General features: G+C 61.5%; 20 protein-coding genes. 13 read left to right on the top strand and 7 right to left on the bottom strand.

From position 1 onward, the window contains the following. Nucleotides 1–45: 45 nt before the first annotated feature. The 6 genes from ACR0AO_RS09580 to ACR0AO_RS09555 all read left to right on the top strand — a co-directional run bounded on the left by ACR0AO_RS09580 (nt 46) and on the right by ACR0AO_RS09555 (nt 7,168). The gene (locus ACR0AO_RS09580) at nt 46–1,785 is read left to right on the top strand and encodes a heparinase II/III family protein (protein WP_480602871.1); all 1,740 of its coding nucleotides are present in this window, start codon (nt 46–48) and stop codon (nt 1,783–1,785) included. Between the two features lie 22 nt (nt 1,786–1,807). Further along, complete coding sequence (purH, locus tag ACR0AO_RS09575) at nt 1,808–3,397, top strand: bifunctional phosphoribosylaminoimidazolecarboxamide formyltransferase/IMP cyclohydrolase (protein WP_480602870.1); 1,590 nt, start codon at nt 1,808–1,810, stop codon at nt 3,395–3,397. Further along, nucleotides 3,397–3,888, top strand: coding sequence for a signal peptidase II (gene lspA, locus ACR0AO_RS09570; protein WP_480602869.1), 492 nt, complete (start codon nt 3,397–3,399; stop codon nt 3,886–3,888). The genes purH and lspA overlap by 1 nt, the downstream gene beginning before the upstream one ends. A gap of 33 nt (nt 3,889–3,921) precedes the next feature. Next, entirely contained in the window at nt 3,922–4,440 is a 519-nt protein-coding gene (locus tag ACR0AO_RS09565) for a DUF3035 domain-containing protein (protein WP_480602868.1), read from the top strand. A gap of 80 nt (nt 4,441–4,520) precedes the next feature. Further along, nucleotides 4,521–5,861 carry a M16 family metallopeptidase gene (locus tag ACR0AO_RS09560; protein WP_480602867.1) on the top strand — a complete coding sequence of 447 codons (1,341 nt, stop codon included), beginning with the start codon at nt 4,521–4,523 and terminating at the stop codon, nt 5,859–5,861. Next, entirely contained in the window at nt 5,858–7,168 is a 1,311-nt protein-coding gene (locus ACR0AO_RS09555; protein ID WP_480602866.1) for a M16 family metallopeptidase, read from the top strand. The genes ACR0AO_RS09560 and ACR0AO_RS09555 overlap by 4 nt, the downstream gene beginning before the upstream one ends. Before the next feature lie 182 nt (nt 7,169–7,350). Here the strand turns inward: ACR0AO_RS09555 and ACR0AO_RS09550 are convergent, their stop codons facing one another. Both ACR0AO_RS09550 and deoC read right to left on the bottom strand, forming a co-directional pair. Further along, nucleotides 7,351–9,684, bottom strand: a complete 2,334-nt coding sequence (locus tag ACR0AO_RS09550; RefSeq protein WP_480602865.1) for an aldehyde dehydrogenase family protein — start codon at nt 9,682–9,684, stop codon at nt 7,351–7,353. Nucleotides 9,685–9,694: 10 nt separating this feature from the next. Then, nucleotides 9,695–10,684 carry a deoxyribose-phosphate aldolase gene (gene deoC / locus ACR0AO_RS09545; RefSeq protein ID WP_480602864.1) on the bottom strand — a complete coding sequence of 330 codons (990 nt, stop codon included), beginning with the start codon at nt 10,682–10,684 and terminating at the stop codon, nt 9,695–9,697. 198 nt (nt 10,685–10,882) lie between these two features. Here deoC and ACR0AO_RS09540 point away from each other — a divergent pair, with 198 nt between their 5' ends. The 7 genes from ACR0AO_RS09540 to ACR0AO_RS09510 all read left to right on the top strand — a co-directional run bounded on the left by ACR0AO_RS09540 (nt 10,883) and on the right by ACR0AO_RS09510 (nt 18,827). Further along, nucleotides 10,883–11,836, top strand: coding sequence for a metal ABC transporter solute-binding protein, Zn/Mn family (locus tag ACR0AO_RS09540; protein ID WP_480602863.1), 954 nt, complete (start codon nt 10,883–10,885; stop codon nt 11,834–11,836). Between the two features lie 3 nt (nt 11,837–11,839). Further along, nucleotides 11,840–12,643 (top strand): metal ABC transporter ATP-binding protein, encoded by an 804-nt coding sequence (locus tag ACR0AO_RS09535; RefSeq protein WP_480602862.1) that lies wholly within the window; start codon nt 11,840–11,842, stop codon nt 12,641–12,643. A 4-nt stretch (nt 12,644–12,647) separates the two neighbouring features. After that, nucleotides 12,648–13,853: a metal ABC transporter permease gene (locus tag ACR0AO_RS09530; protein WP_480602861.1), complete on the top strand. Its 1,206-nt coding sequence runs from the start codon at nt 12,648–12,650 to the stop codon at nt 13,851–13,853. Then, nucleotides 13,850–14,779, top strand: a complete 930-nt coding sequence (locus tag ACR0AO_RS09525) for a metal ABC transporter permease (RefSeq protein ID WP_480602860.1) — start codon at nt 13,850–13,852, stop codon at nt 14,777–14,779. Before ACR0AO_RS09530 ends, ACR0AO_RS09525 begins: the two co-directional genes overlap by 4 nt. Before the next feature lie 278 nt (nt 14,780–15,057). Continuing rightward, a complete protein-coding gene (gene mutL, locus ACR0AO_RS09520) occupies nt 15,058–16,929 on the top strand; it encodes a DNA mismatch repair endonuclease MutL (RefSeq protein WP_480602858.1) in 1,872 nt (623 codons plus the stop codon). 58 nt (nt 16,930–16,987) lie between these two features. Then, nucleotides 16,988–18,217 carry a DNA recombination protein RmuC gene (locus tag ACR0AO_RS09515; protein ID WP_480602856.1) on the top strand — a complete coding sequence of 410 codons (1,230 nt, stop codon included), beginning with the start codon at nt 16,988–16,990 and terminating at the stop codon, nt 18,215–18,217. Nucleotides 18,218–18,509: 292 nt separating this feature from the next. Further along, nucleotides 18,510–18,827, top strand: coding sequence for a DUF3775 domain-containing protein (locus tag ACR0AO_RS09510; RefSeq protein ID WP_480602855.1), 318 nt, complete (start codon nt 18,510–18,512; stop codon nt 18,825–18,827). A gap of 67 nt (nt 18,828–18,894) precedes the next feature. On the opposite strand, the gene ACR0AO_RS09505 is transcribed toward ACR0AO_RS09510, so the two are convergent. The 5 genes from ACR0AO_RS09505 to ACR0AO_RS09485 form a co-directional block, all read right to left on the bottom strand. Then, entirely contained in the window at nt 18,895–21,345 is a 2,451-nt protein-coding gene (locus ACR0AO_RS09505) for a GcvT family protein (protein ID WP_480602854.1), read from the bottom strand. A gap of 88 nt (nt 21,346–21,433) precedes the next feature. Then, a complete protein-coding gene (locus tag ACR0AO_RS09500) occupies nt 21,434–22,417 on the bottom strand; it encodes a GlxA family transcriptional regulator (RefSeq protein WP_480602853.1) in 984 nt (327 codons plus the stop codon). A gap of 10 nt (nt 22,418–22,427) precedes the next feature. Next, entirely contained in the window at nt 22,428–23,321 is an 894-nt protein-coding gene (locus ACR0AO_RS09495; protein ID WP_480602851.1) for a homocysteine S-methyltransferase family protein, read from the bottom strand. Between the two features lie 10 nt (nt 23,322–23,331). Further along, entirely contained in the window at nt 23,332–24,378 is a 1,047-nt protein-coding gene (locus ACR0AO_RS09490) for an alcohol dehydrogenase family protein (RefSeq protein ID WP_480602849.1), read from the bottom strand. Between the two features lie 35 nt (nt 24,379–24,413). Further along, the gene (locus tag ACR0AO_RS09485; protein ID WP_480602848.1) at nt 24,414–26,864 is read right to left on the bottom strand and encodes a GcvT family protein; all 2,451 of its coding nucleotides are present in this window, start codon (nt 26,862–26,864) and stop codon (nt 24,414–24,416) included. Nucleotides 26,865–26,875: the final 11 nt, after the last annotated feature.

Here is a 26,875-nt window from a genome sequence, read left to right as displayed (position 1 = left end):
TCTTCGCCTCAAACGCCCACAGAGCGTAAGAGGCAGGTTAACGAGATGTCCGGTCCGGATACATTTTCAACCAGATGGGTGCGGTTTCAGAACCGTCTCTATGCGCGTCTCAGCCAGCGGCGCAAATCGGCCGGCGGGTTCGTGTCCCGGCCCGAACCTCGCACCGTCGGGTCTTATGCGCGCGGGCGACAACTGGTGGCGGGCAATCTGCTGTTCGCAGGTTATCTCGTTGAATCCCGGGACAGCGGATTGTGGGAGGTCGAGGCGCCAAATGCCGCCTTCGATGCCGAGCGGCACGGATTCGCCTGGCTAGACGATCTGGCGGCGGTCGGTGACCCGAAGGCGCGCGAAAAGGCGCAGTTTTGGCTATGGGGCTGGATCGGGACGCACGGTCGGGGATTCGGTTCGGGATGGGCGCCGGATCTGACGGGCAGACGCTTGATCCGCTGGATCAATCATTCGGATTTCCTGCTGCGCGGCATGGACAATGCCCGGAACGAGGCATTTCTGCGGTCGCTGGCCCAGCAAACGTGGTATCTGTCGAAACGCTGGCACCGCACGACGCCGGGCCTGCCGCGTTTCGAGGCGCTCTGCGGTCTGATCCATGCCAGTCTGGCCCTGGAAGGGCTTGAGGCCATGGCCGATCCCGCCATCATGGCGCTGGGCAAGGAATGCGAAGTGCAAATCGACGGGTCCGGCGGTATTCCGACGCGCAATGCCGAAGAGCTGCTGGAAGTGTTCACGCTGCTGACCTGGACCGCGGCGGCGCTGCATGACGTTGGCCGCGGTACACCATCGGCGCACACGGCGGCGATCAGGCGAATTGCGCCGACCCTGCGCAGCCTGCGCCACACCGATGGCGGGCTGGCCCGGTTTCACGGCGGCGGTCGCGGACTGGAAGGGCGGCTTGACCACGCGCTGGCGCAAAGCGGGGTCAAGCCGCAGCATCCGGTTGGTCTGGTCATGGGATATGCCCGGCTGTCCGCCGGCCGAACCAGCGTCGTGGTCGATGCAAGTTCACCGCCCACAAAGCAGGCATCTTACAACGGCCACGCCTCGACCCTGGCGTTTGAACTGACCTCGGGGCGGCGGCCCCTGATCGTCAATTGCGGCTCGGGGGAAAGTTTCGGGATGGAGTGGCGCCGCGCGGGCCGGGCAACGCCCTCCCATTCGACAATTTGCCTGGACGGATTTTCCAGCGCGCGCCTGACCGGATTGCAAAGGAGCACCGAATTCGAAGCCTTGGTGGATGGCCCCGCGAATGTACCCGTAGAGATCGAGGAAACCCATGGCGGCGTCCGCTTTCAAGGCGCGCATGACGGCTATATCAAGGCGTTTGGACTTACTCATGCACGAACGCTGGACCTTACCTTTGATGGCCGTGAGCTGGCAGGCGAGGATCTGTTGCTTGCCTTGGGCGATGCCGCCAAGCGCAGGCTCGACGGCGCGGTGGACGCATCGGGGCTGAAAGGTATCGGATTCGATACCCGCTTTCATCTGCATCCCGACATCGATGCGGCGCTGGATCTGGGCGGCGCGGCGGTGTCGATGGCACTCAGAAGCGGGGAAATCTGGATTTTCCGCCACGACTCGCCCTGCGAATTGTCACTGAAACCAAGCGTTTATCTTGAAAAAGGCCGCCTGAAGCCACGCGCGACAAAACAGATCGTTCTATCCGGGCGCGCAATGGAGTATGCGACACGCATCCGGTGGTCGCTGAGCAAGGCGCACGACACTGCTGTTGCCGTTCGCGACGTAAACCGGGACGAACCCGAATTCGACTGATCCGCACAAGGACCCCGAACACATGACTGACCTTCACCCCGTGCGCCGCGCGTTGCTTTCCGTTTCCGATAAGACAGGACTGATCGAGCTGGGAAAGGCTTTGGCGGACCGGGGGGTCGAGCTGTTGTCGACCGGCGGCACCGCCCGCGCGCTGCGTGATGCCGGGCTGGAGGTGAAGGACGTCAGCGAGGTCACCGGCTTTCCCGAAATGATGGATGGCCGGGTCAAGACGCTGCACCCGATGGTGCATGGCGGCCTGCTGGCGTTGCGCGACAACGACACGCACGTCGCCGCGATGGAGGAACATGGCATCGGCGCCATCGACCTGCTGGTGGTGAACCTTTATCCGTTCGAAGCGACCGTGGCCAAGGGTGCGGGTTATGACGAATGTGTCGAAAACATCGACATCGGCGGCCCGGCGATGATCCGCGCGGCGGCCAAGAACCATGCCTTTGTCAACGTCGTGGTGGATGTCGAGGATTACGACAAGCTGCTGGGCGACATGGATCAGCACGACGGCGCGACCTGCCCCAAGTTCCGTCGTAAACTGGCGCAAAAGGCCTATGCCCGCACCGCCGCCTATGACACGGCCGTGTCCAACTGGCTGGCCGATGCGCTTGAGCTTGAGGCCCCCAAACGCCGCGCCTTTGCGGGTGAGTTGAAACAGACCCTGCGCTATGGCGAAAACAGCCATCAATCGGCGGCATTCTACACCGACGGCACGGGCCGCCCGGGCGTGGCCACCGCCGTTCAGCATCAGGGCAAGGAACTGAGCTACAACAATATCAACGACACCGACGCGGCCTTTGAGCTGGTGGCCGAGTTCGATCCCGCCGACGGTGCCGCCTGTGCCATCATCAAACACGCCAACCCCTGTGGTGTAGCCAGGGGCGCGACACTGTTGGAGGCCTACAAGGCTGCTTTCGACTGTGACCGCACCTCGGCCTTTGGCGGCATCGTGGCGCTGAACCAACCGCTGGACGCTGAAACAGCGCAGGAAATCACAGGCATTTTCACCGAGGTGGTGATCGCGCCGGGTGCCTCGGATGAGGCCAAGGCGATCTTTGCGGCCAAGAAAAACCTGCGCCTGCTGACAACCGACAGCCTGCCCGATGTGACCGCCGGTGGAAAGACCGTCCGTCAGGTGGCCGGTGGCCTGCTGGTACAGGACAAGGATAACGGTTTTGTCGGCATGGATGACCTGAAGGTGGTGACCAAGAAAGCCCCGACCGAGGAACAGATGCACGACCTGCTGTTTGCCTGGAAGGTGGCGAAACACGTCAAGTCCAATGCTATCGTCTATGTCAGGGACGGCGCGACCGTTGGCGTGGGCGCCGGTCAGATGAGCCGCGTCGACTCGGCCCTGATCGCCGCCAAAAAGGCCGAGCGCATGGCCGAAACGCTGGGCCTGCCGCAACCGCTGACCATCGGCTCGGCGGTGGCGTCGGATGCGTTCTTCCCCTTCCCGGACGGTTTGATGGAGGCCGCCGAGGCGGGCGCAACCTGTGTGATCCAACCGGGCGGCTCGATGCGCGATGACGAGGTGATCGCGGCGGCGGACAAGGCAGGTCTGGCGATGGTCTTTACCGGCATGCGGCATTTCCGGCACTGATGCGGTACGGGATTCTTTTCTGGACCGGGCTCGCGGCCTTTTTGGTCGACCAGATCAGCAAATTTCTGGTCGTGCATGTCATGGACCTGGCCCACCGCAACAGCATCGACGTGTTGCCGCCCCTGTTGGTGTTCGTCTACGGCGAAAACCGCGGCATCAATTTTGGGTTGTTCCAGGGCAATGGAGACGCGGGCCGGTGGTTTCTGATCGGCCTGTCTCTGGCCATCTGCCTTGCGGCTCTCATCTGGCTGCGCCGCGCACCACGGCCGAAGCTGATGCTGGTCAGTGGCGGGCTGCTGATCGGCGGGGCTCTGGGCAATGTCGCAGACCGTCTGATTTTCGGCTATGTGCAGGACTTCCTGAACATGTCCTGTTGCGGCATACGAAACCCCTTCGTTTTCAACGTGGCTGACATTTTCATCTTTGCCGGCGCTATCGGCCTTGTGATGCTGGACGGCAAAAAAGGCCCCGTGACGGGCCGGACGAAATAGGCTAAAAGCGCCTGAAACTGGCTGGAGAAAACCATGCGGATGCCGCTGGCGATAATCGTTGTGACTGCCGCTGTCGCAGTGACGGGATGCTCGAACAAGGGGCTCAAGAATATCCGTGCGCAAGGGGCCGGACCGGATGAATTCTCGGTTCTGCCGGTCAAACCGCTGACCTCGCCCAAGGATTACCAGTATTTGCCGGCGCCCACACCCGGTGGCGGCAACCTGACCGATCCGAATCCGGTCGAAGAGGGAATCATCGCCCTTGGCGGCACCGCCGCCGCGCTGAACGCCCAGGCGGTTCCCTCGTCCGACGCCGCGCTCGTGACGGCAACCAACCGGTATGGCGTGCCGTCGAATACGCGTCAGGTCGTGCAGGAAGAGGACGCCCAGTTCCGTGAGCGTCAGGGCCGCCTGTCGGGATTCCGCCTTTTCCCGGTAGACCGGTACGAGCAGGTCTATCGCAGCCAGTCAATCGATCCCTACGTTCAGAATGACGCATTGCGGAGTCAGGGCTATACCACCCCGTCGGCGCCCCCGGCGGCCGATGAATAATTTTTAACTTTCCGTCATCTCTCTTGAACCCGCGCGCCGCCATCGTAGGTTGACACCTGAAACGACACGGAGGATGCCGCATGGTCCGGGCATTGGCATTGTCAGCCGCCCTGCTTTCCGCAACCCCGCTTTTCGCCAGCGACGGGCGGGAAGCGGTCACGACTTTTACGTTGGACAATGGTATGGACGTGGTGGTGATCGAAGACCACCGCGCGCCGGTGGTTCAGCACACGGTCTGGTACAGGGCCGGATCTGCCGACGAACCCGTGGGTTCGTCCGGCGTGGCGCATTTTCTGGAACATCTGCTGTTCAAGGGCACCGACACGCTGAAGCCTGGCGAATTCTCGGCCACCGTGGCGGCCAATGGTGGCACCGACAATGCGTTCACCTCTTACGATTACACCGCGTATTATCAGCGGGTCGCGGCGGACCGGCTGGAGCTGATGATGCGGATGGAAGCGGACCGTATGCGTAACATCCGCCTGACCGAAAACGACATCGCAACCGAACGCGGCGTGATTTTGGAAGAACGCAACCAGCGCACCGAAAACAGCCCCCGTGCCCTGTTCGGCGAACAGATGAATGCCGCCCAGTACCTCAACCACCGCTATGGTGTACCGATCATCGGCTGGAAGCATGAGATGGAGGAGCTGGACATGGAGGACGCCCTGTCCTTTTACCGGACCTACTATGCGCCCAATAACGCGATTCTCGTCGTGACCGGCGATATTGATCCGGATGAGGTCAAAACCCTGGCTGAAACGTATTACGGGGTGATACCGGCCAACCCGGATCTGCCGGAAAGGATGCGTTCGCAAGAGCCGCCGCAAACCGCCGAACGGCGATTGATCTACAAGGACCCGCGCGTATCGCAGCCCTACGTTCAGCGCAGCTACCTTGCACCCCAGCGGAATGCGGGAAGCCAGGAACAGGCCGCCGCGCTGTTCATGCTCGCGGAGCTTCTGGGCGGAGGCACAACATCCTACCTGAACGAAAAACTGCAGTTTGAGGCGCAAAAGGCGGTCTATACCGGCGCGTTTTACAAGGATGTCTCGCTGGACGACACCAGTTTCGATTTCATCGTGGTGCCGTCCGAAGACGTATCGCTGCAGGAAGCGGAAGAGGCGATGGATCAGACTATTGCCGGTTTCATTGCCGAAGGCGTCAAGCAGGAGGATCTGGACCGGATCAAAATGCAGTTGCGCGCCGCGCTGATCTATGAGCGCGACAATGTCGATGGCATCGGCAACCGGTATGGCGCCGCATTGACCAGCGGCCTGACGGTCGAGGATGTGCAGGCCTGGCCGGATATTCTGCAGGCCGTGACCGGAGAGCAAATTATCGCCGCTGCCCGTGACGTGCTGCGGCCCGAAGCCTCGGTGACCGGTTGGCTGATGCGTGACGAGGAGGTGACGCAATGAAGGCATTCTTCACAACCGTGATAGCGTTTCTCATCGCCCTGCCCGCCTGGGCGGAAATCGAGATTCAGGAAGTCACCTCGCCCAAAGGCATCAAGGCGTGGCTGGTCGAAGACGACTCGATCCCCTTTACCGCGTTGGAGCTGCGGTTTCGCGGCGGCACTTCGCTGGACGACCCCGACAGGCGGGGTGCGGTCTATTTGATGAGCGGGCTGCTTGAGGAGGGCGCGGGCGATATGAATGCCCAGAGCTATGCGCGCGAACTGGAATCGTTGGCGGCGTCGTTCTCATACCAGGCGACGGATGATTCCGTGGCGATCTCGGCGCGGTTCCTGACCGAAAACCGCGACGACGTTGTCGACCTGTTGCATATCACGATTCACGAACCACGATTCGATCAGGACGCAATCGACCGGGTGCGGGCACAGGTGCTGTCGGGTCTGAAATCGGACGAAAAGGACCCCAACGACATTGCCGGGCTCAACTTTGCCACAATGGCCTATGGCGATCATCCTTATGGGACCGACGGCAAGGGAACGCGTGAAAGCGTGTCGTCCCTGACCCGCGAAGACATCGTCGCGGCCTATGAAGGCGTGTTTGCCCGGGACCGCCTGTATGTTGGGGCGGTCGGGGATATCACACCCGAGGCACTTGGCGCGTTGCTCGACGAATTGCTTGCCGACCTGCCCGAAACCGGAACACCAATCCCGGGCAAAGCTGAAGTCAACATTCCCGGCGGGATCAGCGTAGTCGAATTCGACACGCCGCAATCGGTGGCGCTTTTTGCTCAAAAGGGCATCGACCGGGACGATCCTGATTTCTTTGCCGCCTATCTGCTCAACCACGTCCTTGGCGGCGGCGGCTTCGAAAGCCGCCTGATGCAGGAAGTACGTGAGAAGCGCGGGCTGACCTATGGCGTCTATTCCTATCTGGTGCCCAAGGATCTGGCTTCGGTCTATCTGGGCTCGGTCGCGTCGGCCAATGAACGGATCGCGGAAGCGATTGAGGTAATCGAAGCGGAATGGGCGCGTGCGGCGACCAACGGTGTAAGCGAGAAGGAACTGGCGGATGCCAAGACCTATCTGACCGGTGCCTATCCCCTGCGTTTCGACGGCAATAGCCAGATCGCGGGGATCATGGTCGGTATGCAGATGGAAGGGTTGCCCATCGACTATATCGCGACCCGCAACGACAAGGTGAACGCGGTGACGCTCGACGACGTCAACCGGGTGGCGCGCGAGCTGCTTGACCCGGAGGGTCTGCATTTCACGGTAGTCGGAAAACCGGTTGGGCTGGAAACCACCAACTGAAAGGGGGGACAAGGCTTTTGCAAACGCCTTGAAGCGGTTTGAAACCGCTTAAGCCGCTTTCAAGCGGCTTTACTCCCGCCGCAGCGGTATCTGGCGAAAGACCCGTTGTGCCGATATATCGGACCATGGCCAATCCGGTGTGTCCAGAGCCGAAAATTCCAGCAGGCCTCGAATGGGGCACCCTACTCGCCGTAGGGCACCCAGACATTTTTTACTTCGGTCGCCGCCTGCAGAAAGCGGCGGGAATGGTCCGTGTTCCAGTCAAAAGCCGCCGCGTTGTTGACCCAGGTCCGTTTCAGGTTTCCGGCTGAGGCTTTCTCGATCTCCGCCGACAGATCGGTGGAGGAGAAGCTCCAGACCGCATCGACGTTCAGATGCGCGGCAAGCGGCTTGGCCAGTTCCGCATGGCTGCCGGTCAGGATGTTGACCACGCCAGCAGGGACGTCCGAGGTCTCGAGGATCTGGTAGAAATCCGTTGCCGCCAGCGGATAGGGTTCGCTTGCCGCCAGCACCACCCGGTTGCCCATCGCAATCGCGGGGGCCATGGCCGAGACCAGACCCAGCAGAGGGGCCTCATCCGCGCAGAGAGCACCGATCACGCCGACCGGTTCCTTCATGGCAATGGCAACGCCCCGGATCGGAACGCCATGCACCTGTCCGTCATACTTGTCGGCCCAGGCGGCGGCGGTGAACAGGCGCTGGATCGAGGCTTCGACCTCTTTCGCGCCATCTTTCTTGCCGGTCATGGCGTCGATACGGGCCGCAAACTCACCTGCGCGGGCCGAGAGGTTCTCGCCGATGTAATACAGGATCTGCGCCCGCAGATGGCCTGTGGTCCTGGACCAGCCCTTGGCCCCAGCCGCGGCTTCGACCGCATTTCGGACGTCCTTGCGGTTGGCGAGCCCTACATGGCCCAGCAGGCCGGACTTGCCCCAGACGGGTTTCGAATAGCCGCTATCGGGTCGTGCCTGCTTGCCGCCGACATACATCTTGGCTGTGCGGTCGATGGGATCGACCGGGGCGCCTTCGCCCGTTGTTGCCTCGATCCTCGCCAGCGGCTTGGCCTTGGCCTTGGGCCTGGTGTACGCAGCCAGCCCTTCCCAACCGCCTTCGCGGCCAAAGCCGCTTTCGCGCACCCCGCCAAACCCGGCGGCGGCGTCGAACAGGTTGGTGGCATTCACCCAGACCACGCCCGCAACCAGCTTGGGCGCAGTGTCCAGCGCGAGGTTCACGTTCTCGGTCCACACGGTTGCCGACAGACCATAGCGGGTGTTGTTGGCCAGCTCGACCGCCTCAGAAGGTGTGCGGAAGGTCGAGGACACCAGAACCGGGCCAAAGATCTCTTCCTGCATCAGCGGGTCGGATGTTTCGAGGCCCGAGATCAGTGTCGGCGGGTAGTAGCAGCCGTTTTCGGGCAGTTCGCAGGCAGCGTGATGCACGTGGCCGACGGTATTGCTTTCGACCATGCCTTTGATGGTCTGCAACTGGACCGGGTCCACAACCGCACCGACGTCGATACATTTGTCCAGTGGATCACCTACACGCAGCTTGTCCATCCGCGCGCGCAGCTTGTCGTGAAAGCGGTCGGCGATGCCTTCCTGCACCAGCAGACGCGAGCCCGCACAGCAGACTTGACCCTGATTGAACCAGATCGCATCGACCAGACCTTCGATCGCTGAATCAATATCGGCGTCGTCAAAGACGATATAGGCGGACTTGCCACCCAGCTCCAATGTCAGTTCCTTGCCCGAGCCCGCCGTGGCTTCGCGGATGCGGCGGCCGACGACGGTCGAGCCGGTAAAGGCAATCTTGTCCACGTCAGCAGCCACGATCATCTCGCCTACCGCACCATCGCCGGTGACGAAGTTGACCACGCCTTTGGGCAACCCGGCCTGCGTGCAGATATCGGCAAATAGCAGCGCAGTCAGCGAGGTGTATTCTGCCGGCTTCAGAACCACGGTATTACCCATTGCCAGCGCAGGCGCAATTTTCCATGCCAGCATCAGCAGCGGGAAGTTCCACGGGATGATCTGCCCGCATACACCCAGTGCCTGCGCGTCGGGCAGTTCGCTCTCCATCAACTGCGCCATTCCGGCGTGGTAATAGAAGTGCCGCTGCGCCAGAGGGATGTCGATGTCGCGCGATTCACGGATCGGTTTGCCATTGTCCATGCTCTCCAGCACCGCAAACAGGCGCGAATGTTTCTGCAACAGACGTGCAATGGCGTAGAGGTGTCGTGCGCGACCCGCGCCACCCAGCTTTTCCCATTTCGGCTGCGCCTTGCGGGCGGCGGAAACGGCGGCATCCACATCGGCTTGTTTCGCCTGCGTCAGCTGGGCCAGAACTTCTCCGGTCGCCGGGTTGCGGCCATCGAACCCTTTGCCGGGTTTGGTGAAGGCACCGTCAATATAGTGACCGAACTTGTCGCCCTGATCGACCAGCCAGGCCAGAACCTCGGCAGCGCTTTCGGGGGCAGGGCCATAGTCCATGTTTTCGAAAATCTCTTTGACTGTCATTGTTTTGTCCTCAGCCCATGGAGTGACGGTAGCCAGCGGAGTATGCGCCGGTGACATAATGTTCCAACTGCCGCTCAATGTCGCCCAGCAGGGATGATGCGCCAAAGCGGAACAAGTCGGGTTCTAGCCAGCGGTCGCCCAGTTCGTCCTTGATCAGCGACAGATACACCAGCGCGTCCTTGGCTTTCGAGATGCCGCCCGCAGGCTTGTAGCCGACGCGATACCCGGTGCGGTCATAAAAGTCGCGAATGGCGCGGATCATCACGAGGCTGACGGGCAAAGTGGCGTTCACGCTTTCCTTGCCGGTCGAGGTCTTGATGAAATCCGCCCCCGCCATCATGCACACCAGCGAAGCGCGGGCGACGTTGCGCAGGCTGCCCAGCTCACCGGTGGCGAGGATGGCCTTCACATGCGCATCGCCGCAGGCCACGCGGAAGGCCTTCATTTCATCGTAAAGGGCCTGCCAGTCGCCCGACAGCACATGGCGGCGCGAGATCACGATGTCGATCTCTTCGGCTCCGGCCTTCACGCTTTCTTCGATCTCGGCCACACGCAGGTGGAAGGGCGACAGGCCCGCCGGGAAACCGGTCGAAACGGCGGCAATCGGAATACCGGTGCCCTTCAGCGCCTCGACTGCAGTTTCGATCATATCGTGATAGACGCAGACCGCCCCGGTTGTGATCGGCGGCATGTCCAGCGCTTGCAACACCGACGGCGCCACGGGTTGCCGCGCCTTGGCGCACAGGCGGCGCACGCGGCCCACGGTGTCATCGCCCGACAGGGTGGTCAGGTCGATCATGGTGATCGCCTTCAGCAGCCACGCCGCCTGATAATCCTTTTTAACCGACCGCCGTCCGGGCAGGGTCGCGGCGCGTCGCTCGATTGCCGAGGTGTTGGCCTGTACCCCACGCACCCAGTCCAGATCCAGATCCATCCCCGGATTACGGGGTTCGGTCACTTGCGGCAGATGCGCGGTGCGCACGGGGCTCTGCGTTTCCATCATCGCTTCCTTTGGGAGGTTTGCGTCAAAATCGCACGGGACGCACAGGAATGGAAGGTGCCTGAAGCCATGGCGTGTGAATTTTTTGACCAAATGGACAAAACACGCATTTTCTTGCGAATGGTTCTCAATTGCATTGACTTAATTGCGAATGGTTCGCATATTCATATCGAACACAGCGCGAAAACAGGAGTCACCATGATTCGCCGCAGCTTTATTCTGGCATTGGGACTGGCCACGGCACTGCCTTTGGCGGCCTGGGCCGAGGCGCCGCTCAAAGTCGTCGCCACAACCGGCATGATCGCGGACGCCGCCCGCCAGGTGGGTGGGGATCAGGTCGAGGTCAAGGGGCTGATGGGTCCGGGCGTCGACCCGCACGCCTATCGACAGACCCGCAGCGACATCGTGGCGATGACCCGCGCCGATCTGGTTCTGTGGCACGGCCTGTATCTGGAAGCGCAGATGGAAGAGTTCTTTCACGATCTCGAACGCAAGCGGAACGTGGTGGCCGTGGCCGAGGGGGTCAACAAGAACAAGCTGCGTGCGCATGACGATTATGCCGACAAATACGACCCGCATGTGTGGATGACCCCCGAGTTGTGGCGGGATGTTGTGGTTCAGGTGCAGGCGGCCCTGACCGAAACCCGCCCCGAAGCGGCCGGCATCTTCGCGGCCAATGCCGAGCGTCACCTTGCCGATATCGACCGCCTGACCGCCTATGCGCAAAAGACGCTGACGACCGTTCCGGAAAACAACAAGGTTCTGGTCACCGCCCATGACGCATTCGGTTATTTCGGCCAGAGCTTCGGGTTCGAGGTCATGGGCATTCAGGGTATCTCGACCCAGTCCGAAGCGGGTCTGAACCGGATCGGAGAGTTGGTGGATACGCTGGTCGAACGCAGGATTTCGGCCGTTTTCGTGGAAAGTTCAGTCTCGGATCGTTCGATGCGCGCCCTGATCGAAGGCGCTGCGGCCAAGGGGCATGAGGTTTTGGTCGGCGGCGAGCTGTTCTCGGACGCGATGGGCGAGGACGGCACCTATGAGGGTACCTATCTGGGGATGCTCGACCACAATATCACCGTGATTGCTGGAGCGCTGGGGGCAGATGTGCCGGCACGCGGCATGGACGGCAAACTGTCGGCGGGGTTTTGAACGGTGCTTGAGCTTGCAACCAGCCACGGCGCCGAGGTCCAGTCGCCCGATTTTTCCGACAGCCCGCTGGCGATCCGGGGTATGACGGTTTCCTATGGGCAGAAACCTGCGGTGTTCTCGCTGGATATGACGGTTCAGGTCGGGGCCATGACGGCAATTATCGGCCCCAACGGCGCCGGGAAATCGACGCTGCTCAAGGCTGCTTTGGGGATCGTCAAGCCACTTTCGGGACAGGTCACGGTCTTTGGTGAGCCGCTGGAAGCCCAGCGCGGCCGCATCGCCTATGTTCCGCAGCGTGCCAGCGTGGACTGGGATTTTCCGACCCGCGTGATCGACGTGGTGCTTATGGGCCTCTATCGCCAGCTTGGCCTGCTGGGACGGGTGCGCGCCCGCCATCTGTCGCGCGCGATGGATTGCCTGAACCGGGTTGGCATGCGTGATTTTGCCGACCGGCAGATCGGCCAGTTGTCGGGTGGTCAGCAGCAACGGGTATTCCTGGCCCGTGCACTGGCGCAGGATGCCGATCTGTATCTGCTGGACGAACCCTTCGCCGGAGTCGATGCGGCCACCGAAAAAGCGATCATCTCGGTTCTGAAATCCCTGAAGGAGGACGGAAAGACCGTCATCGTCGTGCATCACGATCTGGCAACCGTAACCGATTATTTCGACCATGTGCTGCTGATCAACACCAGCAAGGTCGCCGAAGGCACCGTGACCGAAGCCTTTACCGCCGAGACCCTGCAAGCTGCCTATGGCGGTCGCCTTGCGACCGCACAGATCGATCAGATTTCAAGCGCTCTGGGATAGGCATATGCTTTGGGACGCCCTGACCCTTCAGCTTGGCTACAACGCCACGCTGGTTGCCATTGGCGCAACACTGCTCGGCATATCCGCCGGCGTGACCGGCACATTTCTGTTCCTGCGCAAACGTGCCCTTGTCAGTGACGCCATCAGTCACGCCACCCTTCCGGGCGTCTGTATCGCATTCATGGTGATGGTGGCGCTGGGCGGCGACGGGCGTAACCTGGTCGGATTGCTCGCCGGATCGGCCGTTTCGGCGTGGATCGGTCTTTTGTGCATGAACTGGCTGACCAGCCGAACCCGCCTTGCCGAAGACGCCGCCATCGGATCGGTCCTGTCGGTCTTTTTCGGCTTTGGCGTGGTCTTGCTTACCGTGATCCAGACCATGGGCGTCGGGCGGCAGGCGGGGCTGGAAGGCTTTCTTCTGGGATCAACCGCGGGAATGCTCTGGACCGACGCGATGGTGATCGCGGTGGGCGGCGCTGCGACGCTTGCGCTGGTCATGCTGATCCGCCGCCCGATGATGCTGGTGGCATTCGACCCCGAATACGCCGCCGCGCGCGGGTTGCCAGTGAACCGGATCGACCTTGCGATGATGGGCCTGGTCATGGCGGTCACGGTCGTGGGCCTGAAAATCGTCGGGCTGATCCTGATCGTGGCGCTACTGATCATCCCCCCGGTGACCGCCCGTTTCTGGTCCGAACGTTCCGATCGGGTCGTGTTGCTGAGCGGCCTTGCGGGAGGCGTCGCAGGCTATCTGGGCGCAGCACTCTCGGCCTCGGCCCCGAATTTGCCGACAGGTCCGATTATCGTTCTGGTAAGTTTTGGCTTTTTTGCCCTTTCGCTTTTGCTCGCCCCCGGGCGCGGCGTGCTGGCCGCTGTACTGCGGCACCTCCGGTTCCAGCGCCGGGTGCATATGCGGCAGGGGCTTCTGGCGTTGGCTCAAGGGCAGACGATCTATGAACCCCTGACCCTGCGCCTGTTGCGCCGGGCCGGGCTGGTGCGCCGCGACGGCGTTCCGACGGACCAGGGCCGCGCCCGCGCCGCCAAGGCGCTCAGGGACGAAAAAAGATGGGAAATTGTGCGCGCCGATCTGGCGCACGAGGCGACGGCGGCCCTGTACGACGGGCTGCGCGATATCGAAACGGTGCTGACCCGCGACCAGATCGCGGAAATCGACCGCCGGATCGGTGGCCCGAAGGAGGTGCCGGCATGAGCGGCGAAGAGTTTGTCCCCCTGTCGCTGACGCCGCTTCTGATCGGCATCTGCGCCGCCGTCGCCTGCGCCCTGCCCGGCAACTTTCTGGTGCTGCGCAAGCAGGCCCTGATCGGCGATGCGATCAGCCACGTGGTTCTGCCCGGAATCGTCGTGGCGTTCTTGCTGACCGGGGTTATCGCGGCCGGGCCGATGATGCTGGGCGCTGCCGGAGCAGCGGTCCTGGCGGTTGTCCTGATCGAGGCGATCCGCCGCCTCGGACAGATCGAGCCCGGCGCCGCGATGGGCGTCGTCTTTACCACGATGTTCGCGGGCGGCGTTCTGTTGCTGGAGCAGACCGACACGTCCGCGGTGCATCTCGATGTCGAACACGCGCTCTATGGAAATCTGGAAAGCCTGATCTGGCTGGATGCGACCGGCTGGTCCTCGCTGCTTGATCCGCAGGCTCTGGCGGCGCTTCCGGCAGAGCTGCTACGCATGGCTCTGACACTGGTCGCGGTCAGCCTGTTCACATGGCTGCTGTGGCGTCCCCTCAAGATTTCGACCTTCGACGAAGGTTTTGCCCGCACCGCCGGAATCCGCACCAACCTGCTGGGTCTCGCCCTGGTGATGATGGCAGCCGTCGCAGCCGTGGCGGCCTTTGACGCAGTGGGGTCGATCATCGTGATCGCCATGTTCATCTGCCCTCCGGCGGCGGCGCGCATGATGACCAACCGGCTGGAACGGCAGGTGGCGTGGAGCGTTGTCTTTGCGGTGGCCTCGGCCGTGTCGGGTTACGTTCTGGCCGGATATGGCCCGTTATGGATTGGCGGCACGGATGCTGTCAGCGCGGCAGGCATGATCGCGGCGATGTCAGGGCTGATTCTGGCCGGTGCCGCGTTATTCGGACCCTGCCGCACCCGATCCGGTGCCCCCAGCCAGGCTTGACTTGGCATGATCCCGCCAAGTTGACCTTAGATAAACCGGCTGATCCTTGCCCAGATTCCGATTTTGGGCTGGGTGCTGCTGCATTTACGTCAATACTGTGATCATGTTACCGAATTGGAAGGGATACATCACACCCCACCACTCACAAAACGCCCGGCCTCGCCTGAGATCTGTTTGTCACCGCGTTCGACGAATGTGATCCGTAGGGTCGGGCGTAAGTGATTTTCTGACCCGAATCCAGTGGCAGAATCGATTGCAGCCATGCTAGGTTTAGGGGTATGGCGCAACCAAACCCCAATATCAGCGAAAATCAGCCCGTCATCCGGCAACTCGATGAAACCGCTATCAATCGCATTGCTGCCGGTGAGGTTGTCGAGCGCCCGGCGTCGGCGGTCAAGGAACTGGTCGAAAACGCGATTGATGCCGGCGCCAGCAGAATCGCTGTCGACATCGCGGATGGCGGCAAGACGCTTATTCGTGTCACAGACGATGGTTGCGGTATCGCGCCCGACGATCTTCCGCTGGCGCTGGCGCGGCACGCGACCTCAAAGATCGATGGCTCGGATCTGTTGAACATCCATACGTTCGGATTCCGGGGCGAGGCACTGCCCTCTCTGGGTGCGGTCGGACGCCTGACCATCACCAGCCGCGCATCCGGCGATGAGGCGGCGTCGGTCCGCGTCGCGGGCGGCAAGATGGAGCCGGTAAAACCGGCGGCCCTGCGCATGGGGACTGTCGTCGAACTACGCGATCTGTTCTTCGCCACCCCGGCCCGGCTGAAGTTCATGCGCACCGGCCGGGCCGAGGCGCAGGCCGTCGCGGACACCGTCAAGCGCCTTGCCATGGCCGAGCCTGCGATCACCTTCACGCTGCGCGATGTTTCGGGAGGCGGTGAAGGCCGGACGGTTTTTCGCGCCGACCGCGAAAATGGAGATCTGTTCGATGCCCTGTATGCGCGGCTTGCCCGCGTGCTGGGACGCGAATTTGCCGAAAACGCCTTGCGGATCGATGCCTCCCGCGACGGCATACGGCTCTATGGCTACGCTGCGCTGCCGACCTATTCACGCGGGGCTGCGGTGGCGCAGTATCTTTTCGTCAACGGTCGCCCCGTCCGCGACAAGATGCTGACCGGGGCGCTGCGGGCCGCCTATTTCGATTTCCTCAGCCGCGACCGCCACCCCGCCGCGGCGCTGTTCGTCGACTGCGACCCGACGCTGGTCGACGTGAACGTTCATCCGGCGAAATCCGAAGTGCGGTTTCGTGATCCCGGCGTTGCGCGGGGTTTGATCGTCTCGGCCCTGCGCCACGCGCTGGCGGAAGCTGGTCACCGTGCCTCCACCACCGTCGCAGGGGCAACGCTGGGGGCGATGAGACCTGAACAACCCGCCCCCCCACCGGGGCGCGTCTATCAGATGGACCGCCCCTCGCCAGAGGCACGTCAGGCCGCTTATCAGGCACAGGCGCCGGGATTTGCCGATTTCGCCGACAGCTATAGCGGTCAGGTTGTCGAGCACGTTCCCGGCGAAGACACCCATCGGGCGGATGAGCAGGCTGTCCAACCACCGGAACAGCTGCCATTGGGGGCCGCCCGCGGACAGGTACACGAAAACTATATCATCGCTCAAACCGCCGATGGAATGGTGATCGTGGATCAGCACGCCGCGCATGAGAGGCTGGTCTATGAGAAACTCAAACGTCGCATGTCAGAGAATGGCGTTGCATCCCAAGCCCTGCTGATCCCCGAAATCGTGGAGCTGTCGAACAGCGACAGCGCGCGCCTTCTGGAAATCGCCGATGACCTGACCCGACTCGGCCTGACCATCGAACCCTTTGGCGGCACTGCGATTGCCGTGCGCGAAACCCCGGCCATTCTGGGCGAAGTGGATGCCCGCGCCATGATCCTCGATATTCTCGATGAACTGGCCGATCAGGGCGAAAGCCAGACGGTTCAGGCCCGGATCGAGGCAATTCTCAGCCGCATGGCTTGTCACGGCTCGGTGCGCTCGGGCCGCCGGATGCGGGCCGAAGAGATGAACGCGCTGTTGCGCGAGATGGAGGCGACGCCGCATTCCGGCCAGTGCAACCACGGGCGGCCTACCTATGTCGAATTGAAACTCAGCGATATCGAACGGTTATTCGGACGCAGTTGACGGGTACCGCCGGCAGCAATAGATATAAAAGAAACAAAACGAGAACAAGTGAGGGGAAATGATCGAGATCGCAGGCACGGGTTTATCGCTGAATGACTCTGCCCTCCTTGCCGTTGGCGGCGTGGTAATGCTGTTTCTGCTGTTGCTTCTTCTGTCGCTGCGCGCCGCAAGCCGTTCGGCGCGCATGGCCGAGCCATTGGCCCGGCAACTGGACTATCTGGGCCGGAACGTGCAGCAACTGGGCCAGGGTCAGGAGCAGCTGCGGGGCGGGTTGCAACATGTTTCGGACACGCAGGCCAACGCGCAGGTTCAGATGATCCAGACGGTCGAGGCGCGCTTGTCCACAGTGCAGCAGCACATGAACGACCGGCTTGCCGACAACGCGATGAAGTCCACGCGCGCGCTGGCCGAGATGCAGGAGCGGATGAAGGAAACCCTGCACGGGTCCTCCAAGCAAACGGCAACCTCGTTGACGCAGCTTCAGGAACGGCTGGCCGCAATTGACAAGGCGCAAGACAACATCACCCGGCTTTCCGGCGACGTACTGAGCCTGCAGGACATTCTGTCGAACAAGCAGACGCGGGGCGCATTCGGGGAAATTCAACTCAATGACATCGTCTCCAAGGCCCTGCCTTCGGACAGTTACGCGCTGCAAGCCACGCTTTCGAACGGCAAACGCGCGGATTGCCTGATTCACCTGCCGCACCCACCCGGGCCCATCGTGATCGACAGCAAATTCCCGCTGGAGGCCTATGAGGCGCTGATTGGTTCAACCAATGATGTCGAACTGAAAACCGCCGTGCAGATGTTCCGCAGCACGGTGCGCAAGCACATTTCCGATATTTCTGAAAAGTACATCCTCGACGGTGAAACCGCCGATGGCGCGTTGATGTTCCTGCCTTCCGAGGCGGTCTATGCCGAACTGCACGCCAAATTCCCCGAACTGGTGCAGGACAGTTTCGCCAAACGCGTCTGGATCGTCTCTCCGACCACTTGCATGGCGACGTTGAACACCATGCGGGCAATCCTGAAAGATGCCCGGATGCGGGAACAAGCCGGCGCGATCCGCAAAGAACTGGGCCTTCTGCACAAGGATGTCGAACGACTGGGGGACCGTGTCGCCAATCTGGACCGGCATTTCGGTCAGGCCGCCAAGGATATCTCCGAGATCAAGATCAGCGCGGAAAAAGCCGGACGCCGCGCGCAACGTCTGGATAACTTCGATTTCGAGGAACTTGCACCCGACGAGCAGGGAAACGTTGTGCCGCTCAGCAAATCGGAACTCTGACGGCCCCGCGCGTTGGCATCCGCGAACACACCGCATGCCGGAAGTTTCGGGCTGTCGCTGTTGAGAATGTTGCGGTGGTATGCCGAATATCCCTGCTGTAGACGCGATTGCCCCAGCGTGCAGCAAACATCGATGGCGGAGTTGTCAAACCCGGACCGCGCGGGTGATCATCCCGCCATGTTGTGCGAGTCGAAGGCACCCACAGTCATCATCGGTTTGCTCAAGATCAAAGACGGGACGCGTCCCGTTTGATTGTGATGGATGCAAGCAAGCGGACAGAGGAGTTTTGGAAATGTTGGAAATATCGCCCAGAAAGGTGGCGCAAGTGGCCCTGATGGGGCGGGAACTGGGTCGTGCCGAAGGCGAGTTGCGGGCGTTCATCGACCGGATGAGCGAGGACGAGCAAGCCGAACTGGTCGCGATCATGTGGGTCGGGCGCGAGAGCTTTTTCGCCGAGGACCTGGCCGAAGCGATCGCCACCGCCAGGGCCGAGGCATCCACCCCCTGTGCCGACTATCTGATCGGTACGCCTCATCTGTCGGATCATCTTGAAAACGGATTGGACGCCCTGGGCATTTCGGCGGAGGATGTAGAAAACGACCTGATGTAAGCCTTTCCCTGCTCAAGAAAAAGCCGGGGCCACAACCCCGGCTTTGTTATTCTAGATTCTGGCTTGGTCAGACTTTGACACGCTCGGATTTCGGGTCATACATCGGCTTGAGAGATGCTTCGGCCCGGATCTTGGTGCCGCACACATCGATCTCGTAGGTCGAGGCCACGACCTCCGCCGCCTTTTCGCCCTCGCACGGCACATAGCCCATGCCGATGGCACCGCCCAGCGTGTGGCCGTAATTGCCCGAGCTGAGATAGCCCACATATTCGCCGTCACGAACAATGGGTTCGTTGTGGAAAAGCAGCGGCTCGGCATCGGTCAGCCTGAACTGTACCATGCGGTGTTTCGGCCCGCTTTCCTTGCGCTCGACCACGGCCGCCTTGCCGACGAAGTCGGGTTTTGACAGATCGACGGCAAAGCCCAGACCAGCGTCGATCACGCTGTCTTCGCAGGTAATGTCGTGGCCGAAATGGCGAAATGCCTTTTCGATGCGGCAGCTGTCCATCATGTGCATGCCGCACAGTTTCAGGCCCATGTCCTGACCGGCATCCCACAGGGCCTCGAACACATGGCCCGAGAATTCGGTCGGGATGTAAAGCTCCCACCCCAGCTCGCCCACATAGGACACGCGATGCGCCCGGGCGAGGCTCATGCCGATCTCAATCTCCTGCGCGGTGCCGAACGGGTTTACCGCGTTTGAAAAGTCGTTGGGCGAGACTTTGTTCAGCAATTCGCGCGAGTTCGGCCCCATGACCGCCAGAACGCCTTCGGTGCTGGTCACGTCGGTGATAACGACGCGATATTCGCCCGTCAAACGCCGCATCCGGGTTTCATCCGCCAGACGCGTTACCGCTGGGGTCACCACCAGATAGGCGGTTTCGGACAGGCGGGTGACCGTCACGTCCGCCTCGATGCCGCCACGTGTGTTGAGGAACTGCGTATAGACGATCTTGCCCAGCGGAACTGAGAGGTTGGCGCCACAGATATGGTTCAGGAACGCTTCGGCATCCGGCCCTTCGACCCGCAGTTTGCCGAACGAGGTCATGTCGTACATGCCTACATTCTCGCGCACGGCGCGGTGTTCGGCGGCAGAGTTTTCAAACCAGTTCTGGCGCTTCCAGCTGTACCGGTATTCACGGTCCTGACCTTCGTTGGCAAACCAGTTGGCTCGCTCCCAACCGCCGATTTCGCCAAAGACCGCGCCCTGCTCTTTGAGGTGGTGGTGAAACGGTGTGCGCCGAACACCGCGCGCCGTTGCCATCTGGCGATAAGGGAAATGGTCGGCATAAAGCAGACCCAGCGTTTCCTTGGACCGCTCGTACAAATAGTGCTTGTTGCCCTGGAACGGATGCATCCGGCCAACATCCACGTCGCCCAGATCAAACGGCTTTTCGCCATCCTCCATCCATTGCGCCAATGCCATGCCGGCGCCGCCCGCCGACTGGATGCCGATCGAGTTGAACCCGGCCGCGACCCAGACATTGTCCATCTCGGGCGCAAGGCCCAGGTGATAGGCGTCATCCGGCGTAAAGCTTTCGGGGCCGTTGAAGAAGGTGTGAATACCCGCCTCGGCCAGCATCGGCATCCGGTTGCAGGCCGCTTCGAGGATCGGTTCGAAGTGATCGAAATCCTCTGGCAGCTGGTCGAATTCGAAGCTGTCGGGGATACCGTTCATGCCCCACGGCTTGGATTTCGGCTCGAACGCGCCCAGCAGGATCTTGCCCGCGTCTTCCTTGTAATAGGCGCATTCGTCAGCCACCCGAAGCACCGGCATCTGCTTCAGGCCCGGGATGGCTTCGGTCACGATATAGAAATGTTCGCAGGCGTGCAGCGGTACGTTCACGCCCGCCATCTTGCCAACCTCACGGCCCCACATACCGGCGCAGTTGACGATGTGGTCGCATTCGATATGGCCCTGTGCCGCACCATCATCCGACACCCAGTCCACCCCCGTCACGCGGCGGCCACTACGTTTGAGTCCAGTGACCTTGACGCGTTCCCTGACGGTGGCCCCGTTCTGACGCGCACCCTTGGCCATCGCCAGCGCGATATTGGCCGGATCGCCCTGCCCGTCTGTCGGCAGCCAAACCCCACCGGTCACGTCATCGGTGTTGAGGTGTTCGTATTTCTCTTTTACCTCGGCGGTGGTTAGCTCGTGCACTTCGACCCCAAAGGCGCGGGCCATGGCAGCAGTGCGGAACAGTTCTTCGCGGCGCTCCTCGGTCAGGGCCACATTGATCGAGCCGGTCCGGCGGAACCCGGTTTCCACACCGGTTTCCTCGCTGATTTTGCCGTATAGCTCCTGCGTGTATTTCGCCAGCTTGGTCATGTTCGACGACGGGCGCAACTGTGCGATCAGACCCGCCGCGTGCCAGGTGGTGCCCGAGGTCAACTGCTTGCGCTCCAGCAGCACCACGTCTTTCCAGCCCAGTTTGGTCAGATGATAGGCGACCGAGCATCCGATCACACCGCCGCCGATGATGACCACACGGGCCTTGTTGGGAAGATCAGCCATATTCAAAGACTCCGATTCTGAATTTGGCGTATCGTGCCATGGAAAGGCGGCAGGAAATCCATCAAAAACGTCAGAATGAATCGGATATTCACCCTGTTCCGCCGGTGCGTCGTTTGCTGCGCATAGCGAAGGGCGTGACCCCGAAAACGCTTTTGTAGACTGCCGAAAATCCGTTCGGAAAACCGCAGGCCAGCCCGATTTCATGGATGCTCATGGTGGTGTTGAGCAGCAGATTGTTGGCCTTGGCCAGACGCATTTCCCGATAGTATCCGTTCGGCGTAGCGCCCAGGTAGGTCTTGAATTTGCGTTCCAGCGACCGGTTTGAAAGACCCAGAGCCGCGACGATTTCATTGATCGGCACCGGCTCTTCGATATTGGCCTGCATGATCTCGATAGCCTGATCCAGCTTCCCGTCGCCCGTTTCGGTCATCCGGGCGCCCGAATAGGGTTGCATTGAGCCATAGTCGCGAATGCTTTCGTGCAGCATCACATTTGCAACTGTCATTTTGGCGGCGCCCGAAACATGACGGCCGATCAGTTCCAGGGCAATATCGACGGTCGAGCCCATGCCGGCGCAGGTAACCACAGGCCCATGTTCGGTGGCTATCGAATACCTGGCGGTGAACCCGCCGCCACGTTCACTCAGAAATGACGCGTTTTCCCAATGGGTCGCATGATCCTCGGCGCCCTTGTCCTTGATGTACCGGCTTGCCGCTTCAGCCAGCAGAAATACCTGTGCGCCGCGAAACGTATAGTCTGAAATCACCCGTGTCAGGGACAGCGACGGATTGTCCGGGTCGGAATTTCCAATGACGAATACATAGTCGGCATCGGGATGCGCGGGAATTGGCGTCGTCTCGACAAATGCTTCGGACCGGCTGCGGACAACGCCACCCTGAAGCGACCGATAGGCCCATTGAAAGGGAGGTTGAGGGCAAACACGATTGGCAATTCTGATGACGTCGACGACCCCCGCCACCTCGATCAACACAAAGCCGTCCGCGACGACGATATCGATGTTCCATCGTTTCGGAATCGCGCTGTCGTATCGCCCACCGGATCTGGCTGTCACGTGTCGCTCCTCAGGTAATCTTGTGCCCGGCGGCTCGCAGACGTCGGGCCAGCGCCTCGATGTGATCCGGACCCACCTCGCAGCAGCCTCCGACGATGGTGGCGCCCTGTGCCACCCAGCCCATGGCGAATTCGGCATAGGCATCCGGATCAAGATCCGTGCGCTGTTCCAGCGCGTCCACGGTCGGCGCGTCCTTCAGGAATTCTTCGGAGATGCGCGTAAATCCATTGGCGTAGGCTCCGAAAGGTTTACCAAGCGTTTTGAGGATATCGAGCGCCGCCGCGATAGCTTCGGGGCGGGAACAGTTGATCAGAACCGCTTCGGGTTCGAACCGCGCAACCAACGGGGCAATATCGCCCAGCGTCTCGCCCGAACGCAGACGGGTGCCGTCATCATCCATGACGGTCAGCGACAGCCAAACCGGTTTGCCACAGCCTTGCGTTCCACGCAAAACCCCTGTTGCCTCCTGAACCGACGACACGGTTTCGATCAGGAACAGGTCGACGCGTGGGCTCATCAGCGCAACAAGCTCAGCGAATTTCTGCGCCGCTTCGTCCGGATCCGGCATCAGGTCGGGCCGATAAGAGGCAAGCAACGGCCCCAATGATCCGGCAATGCGGCCACCCGTGCCTTCGCGCGCTCTTTCCGCCTGCGCAACAGCGGTGTTGATCAGGGCAGGCACCTGATCCTCCAGCCCAACCCGGGCAAGCCGCGAGCGATGCACAGCGTAGGTGTTCGTGGTGGCGATGGTCGCGCCTCGCCGGAAGTAATCCGCGTGCACCTCGCCCACCAGTTCGGGATGGTCGATCATCACGCGGGTAGACCAAAGGGGCGTCGCCCTGTCGCCGCTTCGCTTGACTAGTTCCTGACCGATCGAGCCGTCGAGAAGAGTGATTTCGGTCATGCAATCCTCCCTAGGGAATCAATACCAGTTTGCCGGGAAAAGCTTTGGATTGAAAATCCTCCTGCGCCCTGGCGATCTCACGCAGAGGATAGGTTTTTGAGATCAGGGGTTTGATCCTGCCTTCGTTTATCAGCGTGACCAAGCGGCCGAACACGTCGGGCGCCTGATGGGTGCAGCCGTGGATGGTGATATCCCGCAGGTAGATGTCGCGCAAATCCGCCTGCACCATCGGACCGGCGATTGCGCCCGAGACGGCATAGTGTCCACCGGGTTTCAGCGCCAGAATGAGGCCGGGCCAAGCCGGGCCGCCAACGACGTCGATCACCATGTCGAAACTGTCTTTGGGAAGCGGGGTATCGCGGTCGAAAGTATCGCGTGCGCCCTGCCCTTTGACCACGCCCGCCTTGGCCGGGCTGGTCACACCCCAAACGGCAGCCCCACGCAGGGCGGCCAGTTGCACGGCAGCCAAACCCACACCGCCAGAGGCGCCGGTAATCAACACCCTGTGCCCGGCAGTCACGCCCGCGCGCGAAAGCAGGTTTTCCGCCGTGCCAAAGGCGCACGGAATGGCGGCGATTTCGACATCCGAAAGTGGCGAGGCGGTGACATCGTAAAGATCATCCGCCTCGACCAGGCAATATTGCGCAAAGGCCCCGTCCAGTTCCGAACCAAGGGCAACGAAACCCTGCGGATTGCCGGGGCGCGGGCGTGGCAGGTTGATCGGGCAGGTCACGCGCTGACCCGGCTGGAACACCGTGCCGGAACCGACCTTTTCCACGATGCCGCAAAGATCGCCGCCCTGAATTCGGGGAAAGGTCAGCGCACCGCCCCAGCCGCCGGCCTCAACCTGCTGATCGACCGCGTCGGTCGCACTGGTCACGTCGGACGAATACCAGCCCACGCGAGTGTTGATGTCGGTGTTGTTGACGCCGGCCGCGGCGACGCGAACCAGCACCTGCCCCGGCCCGGGGGCCGGAACAGGGATGTCTTCGCGCCACTCCAACGCGTCCGGTCCGCCATGCCGGGTCAGGTAGATGCCGTTCATTTGCCGGGTCATCACTGTCATCCCTTGTCAATGGCGGGCCAGCTTTGTCAGGCGCGGAGCCGTTCGTTGCCGGGGTCCCAAAGCGGCTGGTCTTCCTGGACCACGGCACGATGTTTCCGGCCGTAGATCTCGACCTCTAGCTCGGTACCCGGCACCGCCAGTTCAGGTCGCACCATGCCCAGCGCGATCGAGGCATTCACACGATAGCCCCACGCACCCGATGTGGTCTCGCCGACGATCTTCCCGTCATGCCAGATGCAGGACATATAGGGTGCGTCCGCGTCACCAGCATCGACCATCAGGGTGACAAAGCATTTCTTCACGCCCTGCTGCTTTTCATTCTGGATCGCAGCCTTGCCCGGGAAATCCTGAGGCTTGTCAAGCTTGACAAAACGGCCCAGCCCGCCTTCCAGCAACGAATAGTCGGAGGACAGATCGCCCTTCCACGCCCGGTATCCCTTTTCGATACGCAGGGAATTCAGCGCATACATGCCAAAGGGCTTTGCCCCCGCGCCGATGATGGCGTCATAGATGGCGGGCATGTGTTCGTTCAGGGCATGAACCTCCCAGCCCAGTTCACCCGCGAATGAAACGCGGATCAGATGCGCAGGCTGCCCGGCCACTGTGGCGGCCTGATGGGTCAGCCACCCCGAAGACAGGTCCGCATCGGACAGCCCCGACAGGATCTCACGCGACTTCGGGCCGGTGACGATCAACGTGTCGCGGGTGGTGGTCACGTCCTCGACGCTGACGCCCGCTGGCATCACATTCCGCAGGATGTCGCGGTCATGCCACTGCGCGGTTGCCGCCGTGATCATCAGGAACTCATCCTCACCCAGACGGATACAGGACATTTCGGTCAGAATGCGGCCACGGTCGTCGGAGACATAGATGAGGTTCATCCGGCCGACCTTTGGCAACCCACCGGTTGCGAGGCCGCGCAGCGCCTCGGCGGCGCCTTCTCCCTTGACCATGAAGCGCGAGAAGCCTGGCAGATCTAGTACGCCACAATGGTCTCGCACGGCCTCGCATTCTTCTTGGATCCGCTGCTCCCACGGGCCGGAACGACCCCAGGTATGGGTCGCCTCAAGCGACGTGTCATCGCCCGGCTTCGCGAACCAGTTGGCACGCTCCCATCCGTTATAGGCACCCATCACGCCGCCCACCGCTTTGACCTTGTCATGCACCGGCGACAGTTTCTTGTCGCGCGCGGCGGGCCATTCGTGATGGGGGAAGTGCATGGCGTATTCGTTGCCATAAACCTCCATGCCTTTCTGGTTGCAGTAGTCCTGATCGGTGTAATCGGTATAGCGGCGCGGATCGACCGCCCACATATCCCATTCGGTATGGCCATCGACGATCCATTCGGCCAGCACCTTGCCGGCCCCGCCGCCCTGGGCGATACCGAAGGTAAAAGTGTGCGCCTCGAACGCGTTTCTCACACCCGGCATCGGGCCGATCAACGGCAGCCCGTCCGGCGCGTAGGGGATGGGACCGTTGATGACTCGGCCAACACCTGAGGTTGCCATCAACGGCACACGTTCCATCGCGTCGGTGACGATGTCTTCGATGCGGTCCAGATCGTCATTCCACAGCTGGAACGAGAAATCCTCGGGCATCGGATCATCCTCGGTCATCCAGTGGCCCTTACAGTTGGGCTCATACGGGCCAAGGTTGAAGCCATTTTTTTCCTGCCGCAGGTAGTACGAGACATCCACGTCGCGCAGCAGCGGCAGCTTTTTGCCACCGTTCGCTTTGGACCATTCTTCAACCTCTGGCACCTCATCGGTCAGCAGGTACTGATGGCTCATCACCATCGCGGGAACGGTACGGCCACCAAAGGGCTTGAACCATTCACCCACGCGCTGCGCGTAGTAGCCGGCCGCGTTCACCACATAGTCACAGTCGATGTCGCCCTTGTCCGTGTGGACGGTCCAGGTGCCATCATCATGTTGGGTCACGCCGGTCGCCGGGCAGAAGCGGATGATCTTCTGGCCCATGTCGCGGGCACCCTTGGCCAGCGCCTGTGTCAGCTGGGCCGGATCAATGTCGCCATCACTGGGGTCGAACAGCACGCCTTCGAGATCATGTGTCTCAAGGAAAGGGTATTTTTCCTTGGCTTGTTCAGGCGTCCACATCTCCATCGCGATGCCCTGATAGCGGCCCATCGAACAGGCGCGCTCGAACTCCTGCATCCGTTCCTTGCTGTGTGCCAAACGGATGGAGCCCGAGACATGGTAGTTCATCGGGTAATCGACCTCTTCGCCCAGACGGGAATACAGCTCGGTCGAATAGCGCTGCATGTTCATGATCGCCCACGAAGTGGAAAAGGTCGGCACGTTGCCCGCCGCGTGCCATGTCGAGCCGGCGGTCAGTTCGTTCTTTTCCAGCAGTACGCAGTCGGTCCAGCCCTTCTTAGCCAGATGGTACAGTGAGGAGGTTCCCACCACACCGCCACCGATGATGACCACGCGGGCCCTTGTTGGAAAATCGCTCATTTGTCTTGATC

The sequence above is a fragment of the Ruegeria sp. AF8 genome, from assembly GCF_056541825.1.
The sequence above is the reverse complement of the archived record's forward strand: the minus strand, read 5'-3'. Positions and strand labels throughout refer to the sequence as shown.

Bases quoted from the DNA above. Each gene is read 5' to 3' on its own strand.
- ACR0AO_RS09580 (WP_480602871.1), top strand. From the start codon at position 46: ATGTCCGGTCCGGATACATTTTCAACCAGATGGGTGCGGTTTCAGAAC.
- purH (WP_480602870.1), top strand. From the start codon at position 1,808: ATGACTGACCTTCACCCCGTGCGCCGCGCGTTGCTTTCCGTTTCCGAT.
- lspA (WP_480602869.1), top strand. From the start codon at position 3,397: ATGCGGTACGGGATTCTTTTCTGGACCGGGCTCGCGGCCTTTTTGGTC.
- ACR0AO_RS09565 (WP_480602868.1), top strand. From the start codon at position 3,922: ATGCGGATGCCGCTGGCGATAATCGTTGTGACTGCCGCTGTCGCAGTG.
- ACR0AO_RS09560 (WP_480602867.1), top strand. From the start codon at position 4,521: ATGGTCCGGGCATTGGCATTGTCAGCCGCCCTGCTTTCCGCAACCCCG.
- ACR0AO_RS09555 (WP_480602866.1), top strand. From the start codon at position 5,858: ATGAAGGCATTCTTCACAACCGTGATAGCGTTTCTCATCGCCCTGCCC.
- ACR0AO_RS09550 (WP_480602865.1), bottom strand. From the start codon at position 9,684: ATGACAGTCAAAGAGATTTTCGAAAACATGGACTATGGCCCTGCCCCC.
- deoC (WP_480602864.1), bottom strand. From the start codon at position 10,684: ATGGAAACGCAGAGCCCCGTGCGCACCGCGCATCTGCCGCAAGTGACC.
- ACR0AO_RS09540 (WP_480602863.1), top strand. From the start codon at position 10,883: ATGATTCGCCGCAGCTTTATTCTGGCATTGGGACTGGCCACGGCACTG.
- ACR0AO_RS09530 (WP_480602861.1), top strand. From the start codon at position 12,648: ATGCTTTGGGACGCCCTGACCCTTCAGCTTGGCTACAACGCCACGCTG.
- ACR0AO_RS09525 (WP_480602860.1), top strand. From the start codon at position 13,850: ATGAGCGGCGAAGAGTTTGTCCCCCTGTCGCTGACGCCGCTTCTGATC.
- mutL (WP_480602858.1), top strand. From the start codon at position 15,058: ATGGCGCAACCAAACCCCAATATCAGCGAAAATCAGCCCGTCATCCGG.
- ACR0AO_RS09515 (WP_480602856.1), top strand. From the start codon at position 16,988: ATGATCGAGATCGCAGGCACGGGTTTATCGCTGAATGACTCTGCCCTC.
- ACR0AO_RS09510 (WP_480602855.1), top strand. From the start codon at position 18,510: ATGTTGGAAATATCGCCCAGAAAGGTGGCGCAAGTGGCCCTGATGGGG.
- ACR0AO_RS09505 (WP_480602854.1), bottom strand. From the start codon at position 21,345: ATGGCTGATCTTCCCAACAAGGCCCGTGTGGTCATCATCGGCGGCGGT.
- ACR0AO_RS09495 (WP_480602851.1), bottom strand. From the start codon at position 23,321: ATGACCGAAATCACTCTTCTCGACGGCTCGATCGGTCAGGAACTAGTC.
- ACR0AO_RS09490 (WP_480602849.1), bottom strand. From the start codon at position 24,378: ATGACCCGGCAAATGAACGGCATCTACCTGACCCGGCATGGCGGACCG.
- ACR0AO_RS09485 (WP_480602848.1), bottom strand. From the start codon at position 26,864: ATGAGCGATTTTCCAACAAGGGCCCGCGTGGTCATCATCGGTGGCGGT.